General features: G+C 57.5%; 17 protein-coding genes. 9 read left to right on the top strand and 8 right to left on the bottom strand.

The features are described 5' to 3' along the window. Positions 1-43: 43 nt before the first annotated feature. From DNK06_RS11530 to DNK06_RS11505, 6 genes are all read left to right on the top strand, one after another. Positions 44-1123, top strand: coding sequence for a tartrate dehydrogenase (locus tag DNK06_RS11530; RefSeq protein ID WP_131180166.1), 1080 nt, complete (start codon positions 44-46; stop codon positions 1121-1123). A 108-nt stretch (positions 1124-1231) separates the two neighbouring features. Continuing rightward, positions 1232-2158 carry a 2-hydroxyacid dehydrogenase gene (locus DNK06_RS11525; RefSeq protein ID WP_131180165.1) on the top strand — a complete coding sequence of 309 codons (927 nt, stop codon included), beginning with the start codon at positions 1232-1234 and terminating at the stop codon, positions 2156-2158. A gap of 174 nt (positions 2159-2332) precedes the next feature. Then, on the top strand, positions 2333-2860 hold the full coding sequence (ppa, locus tag DNK06_RS11520; RefSeq protein ID WP_042556316.1) for an inorganic diphosphatase: 528 nt from the start codon (positions 2333-2335) through the stop codon (positions 2858-2860). Between the two features lie 717 nt (positions 2861-3577). Continuing rightward, positions 3578-4822: a PP2C family protein-serine/threonine phosphatase gene (locus DNK06_RS11515; protein WP_131180164.1), complete on the top strand. Its 1245-nt coding sequence runs from the start codon at positions 3578-3580 to the stop codon at positions 4820-4822. 55 nt (positions 4823-4877) lie between these two features. Next, the gene (locus DNK06_RS11510; RefSeq protein ID WP_165493620.1) at positions 4878-5903 is read left to right on the top strand and encodes a serine/threonine-protein kinase; all 1026 of its coding nucleotides are present in this window, start codon (positions 4878-4880) and stop codon (positions 5901-5903) included. Next, complete coding sequence (locus DNK06_RS11505) at positions 5900-7021, top strand: serine/threonine-protein kinase (protein WP_242674656.1); 1122 nt, start codon at positions 5900-5902, stop codon at positions 7019-7021. The genes DNK06_RS11510 and DNK06_RS11505 overlap by 4 nt, the downstream gene beginning before the upstream one ends. A gap of 262 nt (positions 7022-7283) precedes the next feature. Here the strand turns inward: DNK06_RS11505 and DNK06_RS11500 are convergent, their stop codons facing one another. Then, positions 7284-7550, bottom strand: coding sequence for a helix-turn-helix domain-containing protein (locus DNK06_RS11500; protein WP_131180162.1), 267 nt, complete (start codon positions 7548-7550; stop codon positions 7284-7286). Further along, positions 7551-8876 (bottom strand): type II toxin-antitoxin system HipA family toxin, encoded by a 1326-nt coding sequence (locus DNK06_RS11495; protein ID WP_131180330.1) that lies wholly within the window; start codon positions 8874-8876, stop codon positions 7551-7553. It lies immediately after the preceding gene. A 209-nt stretch (positions 8877-9085) separates the two neighbouring features. Between DNK06_RS11495 and DNK06_RS11490 the strand changes: the two genes are divergently transcribed. Beyond that, positions 9086-9631 (top strand): arsinothricin resistance N-acetyltransferase ArsN1 family B, encoded by a 546-nt coding sequence (locus tag DNK06_RS11490; RefSeq protein ID WP_165493619.1) that lies wholly within the window; start codon positions 9086-9088, stop codon positions 9629-9631. Positions 9632-9831: 200 nt separating this feature from the next. Here DNK06_RS11490 and ispH read toward each other — a convergent pair whose 3' ends face one another. From ispH to murJ, 6 genes are all read right to left on the bottom strand, one after another. Continuing rightward, complete coding sequence (gene ispH, locus DNK06_RS11485) at positions 9832-10776, bottom strand: 4-hydroxy-3-methylbut-2-enyl diphosphate reductase (protein ID WP_131180161.1); 945 nt, start codon at positions 10774-10776, stop codon at positions 9832-9834. Positions 10777-10889: 113 nt separating this feature from the next. After that, entirely contained in the window at positions 10890-11327 is a 438-nt protein-coding gene (locus DNK06_RS11480) for an FKBP-type peptidyl-prolyl cis-trans isomerase (RefSeq protein ID WP_131180160.1), read from the bottom strand. Next, positions 11320-11826 (bottom strand): signal peptidase II, encoded by a 507-nt coding sequence (gene lspA / locus DNK06_RS11475; protein WP_131180159.1) that lies wholly within the window; start codon positions 11824-11826, stop codon positions 11320-11322. Before lspA ends, DNK06_RS11480 begins: the two co-directional genes overlap by 8 nt. A gap of 30 nt (positions 11827-11856) precedes the next feature. Next, positions 11857-14691: an isoleucine--tRNA ligase gene (gene ileS / locus DNK06_RS11470; protein ID WP_131180158.1), complete on the bottom strand. Its 2835-nt coding sequence runs from the start codon at positions 14689-14691 to the stop codon at positions 11857-11859. A gap of 9 nt (positions 14692-14700) precedes the next feature. Next, complete coding sequence (gene ribF / locus DNK06_RS11465; RefSeq protein WP_131180157.1) at positions 14701-15639, bottom strand: bifunctional riboflavin kinase/FAD synthetase; 939 nt, start codon at positions 15637-15639, stop codon at positions 14701-14703. A 99-nt stretch (positions 15640-15738) separates the two neighbouring features. Continuing rightward, on the bottom strand, positions 15739-17283 hold the full coding sequence (gene murJ / locus DNK06_RS11460; protein ID WP_131180156.1) for a murein biosynthesis integral membrane protein MurJ: 1545 nt from the start codon (positions 17281-17283) through the stop codon (positions 15739-15741). Positions 17284-17811: 528 nt separating this feature from the next. On the opposite strand from murJ, the gene rpsT reads away from it, so the two are divergent. Next, a complete protein-coding gene (gene rpsT, locus DNK06_RS11450) occupies positions 17812-18087 on the top strand; it encodes a 30S ribosomal protein S20 (protein ID WP_042556309.1) in 276 nt (91 codons plus the stop codon). 204 nt (positions 18088-18291) lie between these two features. After that, the gene (locus DNK06_RS11445; protein WP_131180328.1) at positions 18292-19917 is read left to right on the top strand and encodes a methyl-accepting chemotaxis protein; all 1626 of its coding nucleotides are present in this window, start codon (positions 18292-18294) and stop codon (positions 19915-19917) included. Positions 19918-19988: the final 71 nt, after the last annotated feature.

Raw genomic sequence — 19988 nt, 5'->3', positions numbered from 1 at the left:
CATACACTGGCCGGCGTCTACCTTCAATCCCAGGAGTCGCATCATGAGCAAAGCCCATTACAAGATCGCAGTGATCCCCGGCGACGGCATTGGCAAGGAAGTCATGCCAGAGGGCGTGCGTGTACTCGACGCGGTAACGGCCAAGCACAACATCGAACTGCAGTGGGACTGGTTCGACTTCGCCAGCGCCGATTACTACCTGGCTCACGGCAAGATGATGCCCGACAACTGGTTCGAGCTGCTCAAGGAGTACGATGCCATCTACTTCGGCGCAGTCGGCTGGCCAGACGTGGTGCCGGATCACATCTCTCTCTGGGATTCGCTGCTGCAGTTCCGCCGCGAGTTCGATCAGTACGTCAACCTGCGGCCCTGCCGCCTGATGCCTGGCGTGAAAGCGCCCCTGGCCAATCGCAAGCCCGGCGACATCGATTTCTGGGTAGTACGCGAGAACACCGAAGGCGAGTATTCCAGCGTCGGAGGCAAGATGTTCCCGGGTACCGAGCGGGAAATCGTCCTGCAGGAAACGGTGATGACCCGGGTGGGCGTCGACCGCATTCTCAAGTTCGCCTACAACCTGGCGCAGAGCCGGCCGAAGAGGCACCTGACCTCCGCCACCAAATCCAACGGAATCGCCATCACCATGCCGTATTGGGATGAACGTGTCGCCGAAATGGGCAAGAAATACCCCGAGGTGAAGGTCGACAAGTACCACATCGATATCCTCACCGCGAACTTCGTCCTGCACCCCGATTGGTTCGATGTAGTCGTTGCGAGTAACCTGTTCGGCGACATTCTTTCCGACCTGGGCCCGGCCTGTACCGGCACCATAGGCATCGCACCGTCGGCCAACATCAACCCCGAGCGCAACTTCCCGAGCCTGTTCGAACCGGTGCACGGTTCGGCACCGGACATTGCCGGCAAAGGCATCGCCAACCCCATCGGACAGATCTGGTGCGGCGCCATGATGCTCGACCACCTCGGTCACCCGGAGGCCGGTGCTGCCGTGCTGGCGGCCATCGAAAACGTCCTGGCCATGGGGCCGGAGCGCGCCCCGCTGACCCGTGATATTGGTGGCACCGGCAACACCGAGGCGCTCGGCAAGGCCATCGCAGCAGCCTGCTGACAACTCGGAATAGCGCGCAATCTTCTGTTTCAGCAGCAGGATTCAGAGGATTGTTGCGCGCCGCTCAGGCATGGTTACAACATCTTCACGACTGCAACGAGACGACTCATGGCCCTGCTGTTCAAAACCGATGATGAGCGCGCCCGGCAATGGCAGGCGCTCTTCGAGCAGTACGCCCCCGACATTGAGGTACGCCTCTGGCCGGCTGTAGGTGATGCGCGTGACATCCGCTACTTCGCCGCCTGGCAGCCACCCGCAGACCTCGCGACGCGCTTCCCCAACCTGAGCGTGGTGTTCGCCACCTCGGCCGGCGTTGACCAGTTCGACCCGGCGCAGCTGCCCGATTCCATCGACCTGGTGCGCATGCTCGACCCGGGCATCACCCAGGGTATAACCGAATATCTGTGCTTTGCCGTCATGGCTCTGCATCGCCAGATCCCCCTCTACCTCGACCAGCAGAAGCAACAACAGTGGCAAGCACACGCTCTGCTGCCCGCGGCGCAACGGCGTATCGGCATCATGGGGTTGGGCAATCTGGGCAGCGCTGCGCTCGACAGCCTGCGCCCCTTCGGTTTCCCGCTCAGCGGCTGGTCACGCTCGCCCAAGCAACTCGAGGGTGTGCAGAGCTATCACGGCATACAACAGTTGCCGGAATTTCTCGCCCAATGCGACATCCTCGTCTGTCTGCTACCGCTGACCAGCGAAACCCAAGGCATTCTCAACGCCCAGACCTTTGCCGCATTGCCGCGCGGTGCACAGTTGATCAACCTTGGCCGTGGCGCACACCTTCAGGAAGATCACCTACTCGCAGCACTGGACAGCGGACAGCTGGCGCATGCCATCATCGATGTGCTCGATAGCGAGCCGCCAGAACACTCCCACGCCTTCTGGCAGCATCCGCGTATCTGGCTAACCCCCCATATAGGCGCAATGACCTCGCCACACAGTGCCTTCGCAGTGCTGCTCGCCAACCTGCGCAGGCATCAGCGTGGCGAACCGATGCTCGGTTTGGTTGACCGCAGCGCCCACTACTAATAGAGCGCCTGCACCAAGCGTGGATGGAAGCACGATAGAGCTAGACTTGGCGCAAGAACGCCACTTCACTCTGCCTAGGCGAATAAGACCAATGGCTGGAATGGCAGAATGGCAACAAGGTGGGAATCCCCCTATAATTCGGCCACTTTTTTGGCCCACATCAGGGAGTCACCCATGAGCTACAGCAAGGTTCCGGCCGGTAAAGACCTGCCGAATGACATCTACGTCGCTATCGAAATCCCGGCCAACCACGCGCCGATCAAATACGAAATCGATCACGACACCGACTGCCTGTTCGTCGACCGTTTCATGGCCACCCCGATGTTCTACCCGGCCAACTACGGTTTTATCCCGCACACCCTGGCCGACGACGGTGACCCCCTCGACGTGCTGGTCGTGACCCCGTATCCGGTAGCGCCAGGCTCGGTGATCCGCGCTCGCCCGGTCGGCGTCCTGCACATGACCGACGAAGCCGGTGGCGACGCCAAACTGATCGCCGTCCCGCACGACAAGCTGACCACCATCTACAAGGACGTCCAGGAATACACCGACCTGCCCCCGCTGCTGATCGAGCAGATCAAGCACTTCTTCGAGAACTACAAGGATCTCGAGAAAGGCAAATGGGTCAAGGTCGAAGGTTGGGGCAACGCCGAAGCGGCCCGCGCCGAGATCACCAAGGCGGCTGCGGCTTATCAAAAGTAAGCCCGACCTGCCTTACGAAAGCCGGCCACAAGCCGGCTTTTTATTAACTAAAAGTCCCGCACTTGCTGGCCTCGACGCGACAAAGCTTTATTTGCCCCCCACCTATCCCCCCATCACACGCGTTCGACGTGGTGCCTAGAATCATTCAATTTGCTCCATCTGGCATGGATCGTAACTGAACATGCATCGCTAGAGCCACTCTGATGACGCCACGATACAAATTGCGCTTGTCACACTCCCCCATGAGCTGCAAGATCTAAAATGCGCTAGGAGGGAAATGGAGTGAAATGTGCAATCTCCGCCTGAGGAAATAACTAATTATCTTTACTATCAGACAGTTACAAACCGCAAGGCTATTCCTTAGGAGTTTGATAATCTGCATTGCCATTTCTCAGTTTCTACGTCAAAGGGCGCATCCGAGCTCCTCGGACTTGACACTGGAGCGAAATTGCTTTTAGTAAAGATTTATCATCAGTTCATCAGCGCAGGATGCGGCGAGGCACAGAGCATGCAGGATGTGAGCTTAAAGGTACGAGATTGGCAGGGGGCGCATCGCCCCCACACGCTGTCCAAAATAGGCAACTTCGTGCCCCGCAGTAATCAACGGAGAAGGCTTCACTTGTGCCAGCGCCGTAGCTCTAAAGAAGCTGGCCATCCTCATAGCCTTGCATTTGAAATTCCCGCCTCAAGGCCAATTACGCCTAAGTCAGTGAACACATGAATTCTTTATCACCCGATTTTACAAAGACCTTTAATACCTTGATAGGTAGAGAGCTTTATTCTGAGATTGGACGGGCATCCTGGGATGCAATGCCTCCGATTACCGTCTCAGCCTTAACGCTAACAGTTGCGACGACTGTTGGATCAGTTCGTAAGCGTAACGAAGATAGAGTTGCTGTTGCCCAAGTTTTAGGAGCCAACGGTGAAGCTTATTTTGCGGCGCTTGTGTGCGACGGAGTGGGTGGGTCTGAGATGGGTGATGTCGCAGCCTCTATGGCCGTCGCAACCTTCCTAGATGAGCTTGCCCACACTCGGATTAACTACCCATTAACCACTCTATTAACGAAAATAATTCGGCATGTAGATAATCGCGTTCGCGATGCCCTACAAGGCAAAGGTGCGACCACAATAAGCTGCCTGATAATATCGTCGAAAGGCGAAGTTGCCGCAACAAATATTGGCGATAGCAGAATCTATGCTTGGGCACCACACAAAGAAAGAGTGAAACAACTCAGCAGAGACGACACTCTAGAAAATGAGCTTTCGGACTTGTCATTCAAAGACCCTTCTGCGCTACGCTTCAGAGGGCTAGGAGGCAGCCTTTCTCAAGCTATAGGTGAGACTACAAGGACGTCCGACGACCTTCGAATAAGCCTACTTAGCAATGAACATCTGAGCGACGGAGTAGTTCTAGCCACTGATGGGGTCTGGAAGAGCGCCGAGGATGGATTTAATGCCATTCTTAGAAAAGCCCCCACATCAACCACCGCAGTTAGCCGGCTATTATCACTTGCGACATGGGCCGGCGGAGTTGATAACGCTTCAATCATTGCCATTGAAAGCATAGCTGAAGTAATAGACACCTTTGAAAAACCATCAAAGTCAGGAGTTAAAATAAGCGTTTGGCTGGGCAATACCAAAATCATACTATCGGGAGATACATTTCAATTCCCCCCAGAAACATCCCAACCAAGCCCCGACCTTAAACCTGAGCATATAGCAGAGCAGCCATCAGAACTGGAGCGTAAAGACGAATCCAAACCTGAAACACCTATCATGAAGTCTGACATTCGAAAAGTTTTAATAAGAAAATATGGACGCACAAAAAAACCTGCGCCTCCAAAGCCCGAACAACTAGATTTTAAAATAGCAGATGATTCTTCCAATATAAAGAAAAAAGAGAAGAAGTCAAAAATAGAAATCACAATAGACTCAGGCCAAAATCACCACGACGAAAGCTGAATGGAATCAGATGATAAACTTACCTCAGAGATACTCACCTATCACCAACACACTTATGAGTGGTGGATTCGGTAGCGTTCAGCCCGTTCGAGATACATTTCTCGGGCGAGATGTGTTATTTAAATCGATGCATTCCGGAAGCGACGATACTCAGCTTCGAAATGAAATACAATTACTAGCAAAAGCACGCTCGAAGCACATCGTTGAGATATATGATGTAATTAAAGACGAGCGCGGCGCAGTACAGGGGATTATTATTGAGCATTTGAAAGGAAAGTCTTTTGATGACTTTCATTTAGACGCTGCAAAAAACCCCGTTGAATACCTGAAAATTCTTTATCAAATAGCTCAGGCATTAGTTACGCTGCACTCAGCAGACATTATACATAGAGACCTAAAGCTTGATAACATCAAAAGCTCTTCCTCTGGAATTGTAAAGCTATTTGACTTTGGGATTTCGGTAGAAGGTGACGCATACCACACCGTACTTAATCGTGGGACGCTCGTATATGCAGCACCAGAGCTATTTCTGCCTGGAGTGTGCATAACTAAAGAAATGGACATCTACGCACTTGGTATTTGTGCATGGGCGCTCGCCACATCGAGCATCCCTAAAGTTCTGTATGAAACGCCCCCTCAGCAAACATCAGCAGCCCCCTCTATCGACATAGCAATGAATGGTGTACTGGCTCCCGAGGCAATAGAGGTTATTAACTCTTGCCTCTCAGTTGCGCCCAGTCTACGACCATCTGCCAAGCATTTCAGCGATACAATACAGAAACATCTCGTCAGAGACGAGCATAGAGGAACTTTTACTTACGGCAACAGCCTGCATCATCTCTCCAAAAACAAAAATACTGTTGGGATAAAGTTCAATGGCATTGGTGGAATTAATGTCGCCTATGATGGTGTAGACTTCAGAATCACCTCTATCACCGGTGACATTTATATAAATAACACTGCTGCTAAGGCTGGGATGCTTCTGCATGAAGCGTGTGTGATTACATTCGGAAAGCCTGAGCTGAAAAACAATCGCTATTGGGTGACCTTCTCATCCTCTCACCCTGAGGTGATACTGTGAGCCAACATCGTCTGAGTCCCGGCCAGGTATTGGTTGATCGATACGAAATCATTAATTTCCATGCAGCGGGCGGCATGCAGGAAGTTTATTATTGCCGTGACCATAGCCTCGATAGATACACAGCACTGAAAACTCCCAAGGCAGGAGTCAAGGATCGAAGATTTCGTCGTGGAGCCGAGATGGGGGCAAGAGTAAATCATCCCAATATCGCTGCGACACTTGATTACTATGAAAATGATAACCTTACATTTTTAGTAGAAGAGTTCATACCTGGCCTGGATCTAGGCCACCGACTCGCCAATGAGTTCTTTTTCTTAGATCCATATCTTGCTGCACATGTTTCACATCACATTGCTAAAGCACTACGAGAAGCACACCGCGTAGGTATTTGCCACAGGGATTTGAAACCTAGCAATATCATGACGTCAGCCGACCCTTCGATGGAATTTATAAAGTTGACTGATTTCGGTATTGCCAAATTGGCCGAAACCGAAATTGCTGCAGAAATGGAATTATTTGCAGAAAATGAATCGACGCTTTTAACATCTAACACTCTTCTTGGCGCAGTCCCTTACATGGCTCCGGAATGCTGGGACGACTGGAAAACTGCAGGAATGCCTATGGATGTATGGGCTCTTGGCTGCGTAATCTATCACCTGCTAGCAGGAACTCCTCCATTTGGCACTGGGCGGTTGGCTATTGCGAACGTATTGAAATATCAAGCAGGAGCTTATTCGCTCTCGAAACCTACATGGTTTGGTAAACACCCGGACACCAATGAGCTACAGCAGAATATCTGGAGTGTGCTAGTGAGCTGTTTGGCTCCTGATCCAAATGCAAGACCGACAGCTGAAGAGGTAATGATACATTTCAATGCCTTCACTTATGCAACAAGCCCTCGGAGAGTTGGTAAAATTAGCCAATATCCAATGGTTTACCCAGATGGCGGAAAAGCGGCAGCCGGATTCATAAGAGAGAATGGCGACAACGAAAGTCGCTTCTTTCATCATTCAAACTTCTACGGTGCCTCGACACCAAGTGCAGGTCAGAACGTTTGCTTTTCTTCCTATCCGGGCGTTCCAAACCCACGCTCATCTCCGATTCTGCTCTTACGCTAACATTAGACAAGCCAAACATACTCTTGCTTTATGGCATTAGCATGCAAGCAATGCCATAAAGCAGGGAAGCGATTACCTATCAAGGGTAATCGTGCACGACTTTCCTTACAGCTGATTTTTCAGGGGATCTGAAGAACCTGAAAGCTTCAACAGTGCAAAAAACACAGCACACGTTATTATGGCTATCAGCATAACTGACCAAGAACTCACCATAGAGCTACTGCCCCTATTGATAGGCGGCCTAACCGCCACCAACTCAACTTCAGTGTGACCCCTTCGGCACGATCCCTACCTGCATACCAAAGGGGTTGAAGACGCTATTCAGCGTCTGAACCGTCGGATTGCTCTCGTCATGCTCGAGCTGCCGCAGCGCTCGCAACGACAGCTTGCACATCTGCGCAAACCGAGCCTGCTGCAGACCTGTCACTTCCTTGCGCAAACGCCGGACAGCCTGCCCGATGGTTATTTCACCAGACGCCAGTTGTTGCTGCAGTTCATCGAGAATACGGCGACGCTCGAGAATGTCCATTTAGATCAGCCCCCAACGAACAAGCTGTTGCTGGAGGTCTTTCAGCGCGATACGTGGATGGTTCATGGTCGCAACCGGGATTCCTTCAGCAGTCAGCAGATCTGGCAGTGCAAGGAACTCCTGCGCTGCGGCTTTCAATCGCTGAAACAGCTCATCAGGGTCAACCCACTCTGCCGCCTCGGCACAGGCGACCCTCCAATCGACCTCACCTGCCAGCTCGATGTGCCTTGGCCATTTTGTCGTGCGCGTTACGCCTTCCTCATCCATGACCATGGGAGCAAGGTCATAGATTGGCGCCAGTTGCACCCCCTGTTCGGTGCGAAGAATGGAGGTGTTGCGTCCATGGTTGTCTGAATTGCCAAGAATCTGGTTCAACAGATCACGCCGCATGTATTCGAACACCAGATCACCAACCTGTTGATTCTGCCCAACGGCCTGCCACAGTTCGACCAGGTTGCGCAGCACCAGGGGGTGTTGCATGTAACTTCCTGCCGCGGTCACACCACACAGCGAATACATGGATTCCACTGCAGTTCTCTCAACCCCCGCAGCACTGATCTTCCGATCAAAGCGCTGCATCCAGAGACTTGGCCTGCTGCCTTCCTCCAAGGCCAATCCCTGGGCAGCAATGGTATCCATCCCCAGCTGCTGGATAGCGCGGTAGAAGCAGTACTCGCTACGCAGGATGTCCTGATCCGTCTGCCCGGCTTTATTTCGTGCGAACTTCACAAACCAGTGTTGAGCAGCGTCTGCGTCAGGCAGTACGGCATCAGGGTGCAAGGCACCATCCCGATCCTCCGTCAACAACAGCTTGGGAGCTTCACCACCCGCCCCGGTCGCACCACCAATAGCGGCACCTTGCTCGTATGCATACTCGAGGAATCTCGAATCCCGACTGACCACCTGATCGCGCGTGAAGCCCAAAAGGGGGCTGCCAGCAATAGCCTCGGCAGACTCCTTGATACGCAGGTTACCAATCGGTGCAGGTGTGCAGCGCCCCAAAAGGAAGAGATCCAGACTCAGTCCATCCGGACGCTCGCCTTGCAAGCGCGTCAGCAAAAAGCGCCTTGCAGCCCCGGATGGCAGGATATCGAAAAGAAACGCAGGTGCTTTTTTACCGCGCCAGGAGTCCCACCCAGGCGGATAAGTAGCGCTGACGGCCAAATTCAGCCTGCTGGCAATAGCATCCAAAGAGTCGACCAGATAGCCTTGCTGGTATCCGAACGCACAGACACCCTCAAGCCCTTCGCCTGGTTCCTCGAAGCACAGCGTCATAGCATTGCACCATGCGCCGTTTGTGTAGATCTGAAGCGTAAGGTCGTGCATATCAGTAACCGGCACTTTAATACCTAAAATATTAGGAAATACCCAATTAAAAGGCAATTTAATACCTTAAATCATGCGCAGAGCAATAAAATAGGTACTAAAAGACCGATAACAAGAAGCACCGCCAGCACACCTCCTCGCCGACTGCAACTGAGGCGGCTACTTGATCGGTGCGACATCCCGCTCCAACGAACAATTTGAGGGGCCCAATGATGATTGATATCAGGGTAGCCGCCCCGACGGATGCCGAAGCGATCCAGGCCATCTACGCGCCTGTGGTGCTCGACACCGCCACGTCATTCGAAGAAGTACCGCCATCGGTTGACGAGATGCGCCTGCGGATACTGTCGACGCTAGAGGCCTACCCATATCTGGTGGCGGTACGCGATGGTTGTATTGTCGGCTATGCCTATGCGGGTCAGCATCGCGCTCGCGCGGCTTACCGGTGGGCTGTGGATGCCACGGTATACATTGCAGAGAATGCGCGTCGTAGCGGGGTCGGTCGTGGGCTGTATGAAACCCTGCTGCCGACTCTGAAGAACCTGGGTTATCGCTCGGCCTATGCTGGCATTGCCTTACCCAACGACGGCAGTGTCGGCCTTCACGAACGGATGGGATTCCGCCATATCGGGACGTTTCCTGAGGTGGGCTACAAGCACGGCGCGTGGCATGACGTTGGATATTGGCGTCTCGACCTGGGCGAACGCTCATCACCGCCCAGGGAGCCCATTCGCTTTGCAGGCTCATTGAATTGACCGGCTGAGTCGCTGCAGGCACTTCAACGATACTGAGCTCAACCGTCCTGCTCTTGGTATTGATTGTTCGGGCCTTCAGTCTCGCAACCTGGCATGCCCCTGCTGCCTTCCGCATGAGCATCCCTACACCTCGCAGTGCCGGGAGCACAATGAAAAAAGCCAGGACAGATGTCCTGGCTTCGTTCGCAGACAGCACCAAGCTACACCGCTTTCAGGCGCAGCTCCTTGGGCATGGAGAAGGTCACGTTCTCCGGGCGGCCGTCGAGTTCCTGGACGTTGTTGGCGCCCCACTCGCCAAGTTTGGCGATCACACCGCGCACCAGTACTTCAGGAGCAGAGGCGCCGGCGGTGATGCCAACCCCCTTCGCGCCTTCGAACCACTCACGCTTGAGGTCTTCGGCGCCGTCGATCAGGTAGGCCGGGGTTCCCATCCGCTCGGCCAGCTCACGCAAGCGATTGGAGTTGGAGCTGTTGGGGCTACCGACGACCAGCAGCACGTCGCACTCGTCGGCCAATTGTTTGACCGCATCCTGACGGTTCTGGGTGGCATAGCAGATGTCGTCCTTGCGCGGCCCACCGATATTGGGGAAGCGCTCGCGCAGGGCATCGATGACTTTGCTGGTGTCATCCATCGACAGGGTGGTCTGGGTGACGAAGGCCAGGGAATCGGGGTTGCGTACCTGCAGCGTGGCGACATCCTTCTCGTCTTCGACCAGGTAGATGGCACCGCCATTGCTGGCGTCGTACTGGCCCATGGTGCCTTCGACTTCCGGGTGGCCGGCATGGCCGATCAGGATACACTCACGGCCGTCACGGCTGTAGCGCACCACTTCCAGGTGCACCTTGGTGACCAGCGGACAGGTGGCGTCGAACACTTTCAGGCCGCGGTTGCTGGCTTCGTTGCGCACGGCCTGGGACACACCGTGGGCGCTGAAGATGACGATGACGTCATCGGGCACCTGATCCAGTTCTTCGACGAATATCGCGCCGCGAGCACGCAGATCCTCGACCACGAATTTGTTGTGCACCACTTCGTGACGCACGTAGATCGGCGGGCCGAACACCTCGAGAGCGCGATTGACGATCTCGATGGCTCGGTCGACACCGGCGCAGAAGCCTCGGGGATTGGCGAGTTTGATATGCATGGAACGCTCGGCACGGGAAGCTTGAGTGGAAAGTGTAACGCGTAAGCTCTGGAGAACTTACGCGATAGACAGCGCTTTCGCGAGGAATGTCCGGCTCGCTCGACGACGCGTCGTCAAATCGCCTGGACGTCGATGATCTCGACTTCGAAGCTCAGCGTCTTGCCAGCCAGCGGGTGGTTGAAGTCGATGGTCACCTGAGTGTCATCGAAGGCTTTGACCACGCCCGGCAGTTCGGTGTTGGCAGCATCGTTGAAGATCACCAGCAGCCCATCCGACAGTTCCATATCCTGGAACTGCGAACGCGGCATGACCTGCACGTTCTGCGGGTTGGGCTGACCGAAGCCCTGCTCCGGCAGCACGGTCACGCTGCGCTTGTCACCGGCCTTGAAGCCATACAGCGCGGATTCGAAACCCGGCAGCAGGTTGCCATCGCCGACCTTGAAGGTGGCCGGCTGTTTGTCGAAGGTGCTGTCAACCACATCGCCGTTATCCAGCTTCAGGGCGAAATGCAGGGTTACCTGCCGATCCGGGCCGATACGTACATCAGTCACGCGCCACCTCTTCTTCCGACTTCTTGCTCTTGAACATATCCAGCGCCAGCAGCACGGCACCGACGGTGATCGCGCTATCGGCCAGGTTGAACGCAGGGAAATACCAGCGGTTCTGCCAGTGCACCAGAATGAAGTCGACCACATGGCCGAACACCACGCGATCGACCAGATTGCCCAGCGCGCCGCCGAGCACCAGGGCCAGGCCGACGGCCAGCCAGGTTTCGTCGGACTTCAGACGCTTGAGCCAGACCACCAGCACCACGCTGACCACCACGGCAATCAGGGTGAACAACCAGCGCTGCCAGCCGGACGCACCGGCCAGGAAGCTGAAGGCCGCGCCGGTGTTATAGGCCAGCGTCCAGCTGAAGTAGTCGGGGATGACCACGATGCGCTCGTACATCGACAGGTTGTTGTCGAACCAGAACTTGGTCACCTGGTCGACCACGAATACCACGACGCTCAGCCAGACCCAGCCGAGTTTGCCAAAACGCGCGCTCATCAATGCATCTCCGCGGTGCGGGCCAGAGCCTTACGCATGCTGGCGCACCTCGCCCTTGCCATCGATGTTGTCCACACAACGGCCACAGATGTCCGGATGGTTGGCATGGCTACCGACATCGGCGCAGAAGTGCCAGCAGCGGGCGCACTTGGTCAGGCCGGATTTGACGATCTTCAGCTTCAGCCCGCTGACGTCGGTCTGCACCGCGTCAGCCGGTGCGGCGGCCAGAGGCGCCAGGCTGGCACCCGAGGTGATCAGCACGAAACGCAGCTCGTCGCCCAGGCGGGTCAGGTCGGTGACCAGCGACTCCTCACCATAGAGGGTCACTTCGGCCTGCAGATTGCCGCCGATCAGCTTGGCACTGCGCTGGTTCTCCAGTTCCTTGTTGACCGCGGTCTTGACCGCCATGACGCGATCCCAGAAGGCGCGATCCAGCTCGAAGCCGCTCGGCAGCTCGCTCAGGCCTTCGTACCAGGTGTTGAGCATCACCGACTCGTTGCGCTCGCCCGGCAGGTACTGCCAGATCTCGTCCGCGGTGAACGACAGGATCGGCGCGATCCAGCGCACCAGTGCTTCGGCGATATGGAACATGGCGGTCTGGCAGGAACGCCGCGCCACGCTGTCCGCGGCGGTGGTGTACTGACGATCCTTGATGATGTCGAGGTAGAAGCCACCCAGCTCCTGCACACAGAAGTTGTGCACCTTCTGGTACACGTTCCAGAATCGGTAGCTGGTGTAAGCCTCTTCGATCTCGCGTTGCAGCAGCAGGGCGCGATCCACGGCCCAGCGATCCAGGGCCAGCATGTCTTCGGGGGCCAGCAGGTGCTGCGCCGGATCGAAGCCGCTGAGGTTGGAGAGCAGGAAGCGCGCGGTGTTGCGGATACGCCGGTAGGCATCGGCGCTGCGCTGCAGGATCTGGTCGGAGACGGCCATCTCGCCCGAATAATCGGTGGAGGCGACCCACAGACGCAGGATGTCGGCACCCAGGCTGTCGATGACCTTCTGCGGCGCGACCACGTTGCCCAGCGACTTGGACTGCTTGCGGCCCTGCTCGTCGACGGTGAAGCCGTGAGTCAGCAGTTCCTTGTACGGCGCATGACCATCGATGGCACAACCGGTCAGCAGCGAGGAATGGAACCAGCCGCGGTGCTGGTCGGAGCCTTCCAGGTACAGGTCAGCGGCCGGCCCGCTGGCATGCGCCAGTTCGGCGTGGGAGCCGCGCAGCACGTGCCAGTGGGTGGTACCGGAGTCGAACCAGACGTCCAGGGTGTCGCGGCTCTTGTCATACTGGCTGGCTTCGTCACCCAGCAGTTCGGCGGTGTCGAGCTTGAACCAGGCTTCGATGCCTTCCTGCTCGACGCGCTGCGCCACTTGTTCCATCAGCTCGGCGGTACGCGGGTGCAGCTCGCCGCTTTCCTTGTGAGTGAAGAACGGAATCGGTACGCCCCAGTTACGCTGACGCGAGATGCACCAGTCGGGACGGCCGGCGATCATGCTGTGCAGACGCGCCTGGCCCCAGGCCGGAACGAATTTGGTTTCCTCGATGGCAGCCAGCGAGCGCTCACGCAGGGTGGTTCCCTCGTTCGGCTGCTTATCCATGCCAATGAACCACTGCGCGGTGGCGCGGTAGATCAGTGGCGTCTTGTGGCGCCAGCAGTGCATGTAGCTGTGGTTGATCGCCTCGTGCTTGAGCAACGCGCCGACTTCTTCGAGCTTGGCCACGATGTTCGGGTTGGCCTTCCAGATGAACTGGCCGCCGAAGAACGGCAGCGACTCGGCGTAGACGCCATTGCTCTGCACCGGATTGAGGATGTCGTCGTTGCTCATGCCGTACTGCTTGCAGGTACGGAAGTCGTCCTCGCCATAGGCCGGTGCGGAGTGGACGATACCGGTACCGGCGCCCAGTTCGACGTACTCGGCCAGGTAGATCGGCGAGAAGCGCTCGTAGAACGGATGACGGAAGCGAATCAGATCCAGGGCGCTGCCTTGCGCAGTGGCGATCACTTCGCCCTGCAGGCCGTAACGCTGCAGGCTGCTCTCAACCATTTCCTCGGCCAGCAGCAGCAGGCGATCGCCGACATCCACCAGGGCGTAGGTGAATTCCGGGTGAACGTTCAACGCCTGGTTGGCCGGGATGGTCCAGGGCGTGGTGGTCCAGATGACGATGCTGGTCGGCTTGCTCAGGCTGGCCAGACCGAAGGCGGCGGCCAGCTTGTCGGCGTCTTCGACCGGGAAGGCGACGTCGATGGCATCGGACTTCTTGTCCTGGTATTCGACCTCGGCCTCGGCCAGTGCCGAGCCACAGTCGAAGCAGAAGTTGACCGGTTTCAGGCCCTTGAACACGAAGCCATTCTTGACGATCTCCGCCAGAGCGCGGATCTCGCCGGCCTCGTTGGCGAAGTTCATGGTCAGGTAGGGGTTGTTCCACTCGCCCAGCACGCCGAGGCGGATGAAGTTGCCCTTCTGCTCCTCGACCTGCTCGCCAGCGTAGGTACGGCAGCGCTCGCGGGTCAGATCGGCAGGCTGGTTCTTGCCGAAGGTGGTTTCCACCTTGTGCTCGATCGGCAGGCCATGGCAGTCCCAGCCTGGTACGTAGGGCGCGTCATAGCCGGCCAGGGTCTTGGAACGGGTGATGATGTCCTTGAGGATCTTGTTCAGCGCATGACCGATGTGAATGCTGCCGTTGGCATAGGGCGGGCCATCGTGCAGGACGAACTTCGGCCGTCCTTCGCCAATCTCACGCAGCTTCCGATACAGACCAATCTCGTCCCAGCGCTGCAGCATCTGCGGCTCGCGCTGCGGCAGGCCGGCCTTCATCGGGAACGGGGTATCGGGAAGATTCAGCGTGGCTTTATAGTCGGTCATTTCGGCTCTTCACTTAAGCGGTTGGCCGTGCCAATGGGCGCGGGCGGCGGCAATATCGGCAGCAATTGCCGTCTTCAGTGCCTCGAGTGAGGCGAAACGCTGCTCATCGCGCAGCTTGTGGTGGAATGCCACCGTCAAACGCCGGCCATACAGGTCGCCGGCAAAATCCAGCAGGTGCACCTCGAGGTGGGCGCTCCCGTCACCGGCCACGCTGGGGCGAACGCCAATGTTGGCGACGCCGGGCCATGGCCGGCCATCTATCTCGGCGCTGACCAGGTAGACCCCGGTCAGCGGTGCGCGTTTGCGCTTGAGCTGCACGTTGGCGGTTGGCGCATTCAACTGACGACCGAGTTTCTGTCCGTGCAGCACTCGCCCGACGATCCGGAACGGCCGCCCGAGCATGTCCTCGGCCCCTTTGAAGTCAGCACTGGCAAGAGCCTCACGCACGCGGGTACTGCTGACGCGCTGGCCATCGATCTCCACGGTCTTGGCCGCCTCGACGGTAAAGCCTTCACGCTGCGCAGCTTCGGCCAGAAAGGCGAAATCGCCGGCACGGTCGCAACCGAAGCGAAAATCGTCACCCACTTCAAGATGCAGAACGCCAAGGCCATCGAGCAATACGCGCTGCACGAACTCGGCTGCGCTCAACTCACGCAAGCGCGGGTTGAAGGCCAGGCACAGCACGCGGTCGACGCCTTCGGCAGCCAACAAGGCGAGCTTGTCACGCAGACGACTCAGTCGCGCAGGTGCACCTTTGGGATCGAAATACTCACGCGGCTGCGGCTCGAACAGCACCACGCAGCTCGGTACGCCCAGCTCCGCAGAACGCTCACGCAAACGCGCCAGAATCGCCTGGTGGCCACGGTGAACGCCGTCGAAATTACCGATGGTGGCGACACAGCCCCGATGCTGGGGCCGCAGATTATGAAGGCCTCGAACCAGCTGCATAACGCGCTTCTTGCTCACAAAGTGGCCAATTATACGCACAGCGGCTGGCGCCGGGTAGGCTGATACGGTGCTCTATTATTGTTAGCACGACACGCCCACTCAACCAACCGAACGACGGGCGAAGTCGCGCAGGCGGAAACCGAGAATACCCAGCACCGCGAAATAGCTCAGCGCCCCAGCCGCGACCAGCGCACCCAGGCGCAGCAAGCGCTGCAACATATTGCCCTCGCTCCAGGCCGGCATCAGCCACAGCATGCCAAGCAACACCGCGACCATCACCAGCACCGCCGCCAGTAGCTTGCCGGCAAACAGGCCCCAGCCGGGTTGCGGCTGATAGAAGCCGCGTGCACGCAATTTCCAGAACAGCAGACCGGCATTCAGGCAGGCCGCCAGGCCGATGGCCAAGGCCAGGCCGGCATGGGCCAGCGGGATGACGAACACGAACAGCACGTTCATCACCTGAGTCATCAGCAAGGTGAACATGGCGATGCGCACGGGCGTGCGGATGTCCTGGCGGGCGTAGAACGCCGGCGCCAGCACCTTGACCAACAGCATGCCGAGCAGCCCCACCGAATAGGCGAGCAAGGCGCGCTGGGTCATGGCGGCATCGGCAGCGGTGAATTTGCCGTACTGGAACAGCGCCACCACCAGCGGTTCGGACAGCAACGCCAAGGCCAGCGCACAGGGCAGCGCCAGCAGAATGCACAGGCGCAGGCCCCAATCGAGCAGTTTCGAGTAGGCGGCAGGATCCTGCGCGGCATGAGTCTTCGCCAGCGACGGCAGCAGGATGGTGCCCAGCGCCACACCCAGCACTCCGGCGGGCAGCTCCATCAGGCGGTCGGCGTAATACATCCACGATACCGAGCCAGCCACCAGAAAGGAGGCGAACACGGTATTGATGATCAGGGAAATCTGCGCCACCGAGACGCCGAGGATCGCCGGGCCCATCTGCCGCAACACCCGCCACACGCCACTATCGCGCAGGTTGAGGCGCGGCAGTACCAGCAGGCCGATCTTGCGTAAATGAGGCAGTTGATAAAGCAGCTGCAGCAATCCGCCGACCAGCACCGCCCAGCCCATGGCCATGATCGGCGGGTCGAAATAAGGCGTCAGAAACAGAGCGAAGAAAATCATGCTGACGTTGAGCAGCGTCGGCACGAAAGCCGGTACGGCGAACCGGTTCCAGGTGTTGAGCAACGCACCGACGAAGGACGACAGCGAAATCAGGAATATATAAGGAAAGGTCACCCGCAGCAGATCGCTGGTCAGCTCGAAACGCTCGGGGTTGTCGCTGAAGCCCGGTGCCGACGCCCAGACGATCCAGGGTGCAGCCAGCACGCCAAGCAGCGTCACCAGTGCCAGCACCAGGGTCAGTTGGCCGGCCACATAAGCAACGAAGGTACGAGTCGCCTCCTCGCCTTTCTGGGTTTTGTACTCCGCCAGGATCGGCACGAAGGCCTGGGAAAAGGCACCCTCGGCAAAAATACGGCGCAGCAGGTTGGGCAGTTTGAACGCCACCACGAAGGCATCCGAGGCGATGCCCGCACCGAAGATCCTGGCCATGATGGTGTCGCGCACGAAACCGAGAATCCGCGACAGCATGGTGATGGAGCTGACCGCGGCCAGCGACTTGAGAAGATTCATTCGGCAGGGATGCTCAATCAGCGTTTACTTGATCCACACGCGCAACGCTCGTCACGCGCCAGCAACAGACCGCGACACCGCACGAAGGTGCAACGCCACAAGTGCGGGCCAGGAGTGTAGAATCGCCGGCCTGATAAAGCATCCTTTCTTGCAATGGCTCTACGACGATTGATAAGGGTCTGTTGACCGTTCAGCACGACCGCGCCGGAGCCCGTTTTGCCGCGAGGCAAGGCGCGAGCCGCGAAGTTTAGCTGGCTAAATGAGCCGGCGAGAAACGCAGCATCGCGGCAAAACGGGCCCGGCCCTTCGGGTTGCGCGGGAAATCTCGCTATGCGTTGTTGGAGGACTTGGCAAGGGAACAACCATTACCGGCGTCCTCCGCCTAGCCTGGCGAGGTTTCTCGCGGCAACGCGGCTTGCGCTGAACGGTCAACATACCCTACGCATCGACCTTGACAAGTGCTTCGCTCGCCTGCATGATTCGCGGCCTTATTTGTCTGTAACCCCTTAGTTTTCGAGGAGCTTGACGGTGGCCAATACACCTTCTGCCAAAAAACGCGCAAAACAGGCTGAGAAGCGTCGTAGCCATAACGCCAGCCTGCGCTCCATGGTTCGTACCTACATCAAGAACGTAGTCAAGGCTATCGACGCCAAAGACCACGAAAAAGCACAAGCTGCTTACGTTCTGGCTGTGCCTGTTATCGACCGTATGGCCGATAAAGGCATCATCCACAAGAACAAGGCCGCTCGTCACAAGAGCCGCCTGAACGGTCATGTTAAAGCACTCAGCCAAGCTGCTGCTTAAACTACCCGTTTCATGAAAAACCGACCTCAGGGTCGGTTTTTTATTGCCCATGGAAAAGTACAGAGACGCCGCCTTCCTCCACCTGACAGGCCTCGCACCAGCCCTCTCGCTCACAAGACAATTCAGTCAAGCAAAAGACCCTCCTGCCGATATGGTGAAAATCATCCGAGGCATGGTGCACGGAAAATGGGAAGGAACTCCGCTATGTGGTTAAGAGGTTTGGATATTGGGAAACGCGCCGGTCTGGCGTTCGCATTATTGGCCACCCTGCTGCTGGGGCTCGGGATCTTCGCGCTGTCGCAGATGAACCGCATGAATGCCGCCTCGGATCAAATCCGCGACAATTGGCTGCCATCCCTGATCTCTACCGAAGGACTGGCCACCAGCATAGGGCGTATTCGAGCTCTGACGCTGAGAAGCGTCTTGCTGACAAACGAATCCGAGCGGCAAAGCACCCTCACCGCGATCGACAGCATCGCACAGTCCGTTCCGGGGCAATTCGATACCTACGCCAAGCTCGCCAGCGGGCCACAAGAGCAAAAGCTATTCGAGCAACTCCGCAAAGCTTACGGCGAATACTCCAACCTGCAGCAACAGGTAGTGGAGGCGGCACGCGCCGGCCGCATCGACGAAGCCACACAGCTCGCTACCGGGCCACTATCAACCTACGCCGACGGATTGACCGCCGCGCTCAAAAACCTCTCACACTTCAACAATGACGGCGCCATGCAGTCCACGAATGCCAGCCAGGCCGCCTTCCACAACGCCGAAAAAATGGTCATCACCACGCTGATCATCAGCATTGCCCTGACCGTGCTATTGGCCGTGATATTGACCCGCAGCATCGTCGGCCCACTGGGCGAATCCCTGCGCGTAGCCGAAGTCATCGCTACCGGCGATCTGACCCAGAGCATTCAGGTGACAGGCACAGACGAGCCGGCTCGCCTGATGACCGCCCTGCAGGCCATGCAGAAGAATCTGCACGCCGCCATCCAGAGCATTGCCGACTCGTCCAATCAGCTGGCGTCGGCCTCCGAGGAACTGCATGCGGTCACCGAAGACTCCACCCGTGGCCTGCACCAGCAGAGCACCGAAATCGAACAGGCCGCCACCGCTGTCAACGAGATGACCGCCGCCGTGGAAGAAGTGGCTCGAAATGCGGTGAGCACCTCGGAAGCCTCTCAGCAATCGAACACCACCGCACTGCGAGGCCGTGAGCAGGTACGCGAAACCGTCGACTCGATCAGCCAGTTGACCAAGGATGTGACAACCACCTCCAGCGAAGTCGAACAGCTCGCCGAGCAGATTCGTGAGATCAGCAAGGTGCTCGACGTGATTCGCTCGATTGCCGAACAGACCAATCTGCTGGCTCTCAACGCCGCCATCGAGGCAGCACGGGCCGGCGATGCCGGGCGTGGATTCGCAGTGGTCGCCGACGAGGTTCGCGCCCTGGCGCACCGCACCCAGCAATCGACCCAGGAAATCGAGGGCATGATCGGCGGCATTCAGGTGGGCACCGAAAAAACCGTTGCCGCCATGCAGAACAGCAATGATCGAGCACGCTCGACGCTGGAAGTCGCAAAAGGTGCCGGAACCGCACTGGAACAGATCACCGAAGCGATCGCGATGATCAACGAACGCAATCTGGTGATCGCCAGTGCATCGGAGGAGCAGGCTCAGGTCGCCCGGGAAGTCGATCGCAACCTGGTGAACATTCGCGACCTGTCGCTGCAGACATCCGCCGGCGCCAACCAGACCAGCGCCGCCAGCCAGGAGCTCTCGCGCCTGGCCGTGGATCTCAACACGCTCGTCGCACGCTTCCGAATCTGAAAATCACCAACGGAAAACGGCTCGTGGGCGGATGCTCACGAACCTGGAGCGAGCGACGGGGCTTTTAAAGA

This window comes from Phytopseudomonas daroniae, assembly GCF_004327285.1.
Taxonomy (GTDB): Bacteria; Pseudomonadota; Gammaproteobacteria; order Pseudomonadales; family Pseudomonadaceae; genus Aquipseudomonas; species Aquipseudomonas daroniae.
Note: the sequence above shows the minus strand (reverse complement) of the source record. Positions and strands in the feature narration are given on the sequence as shown.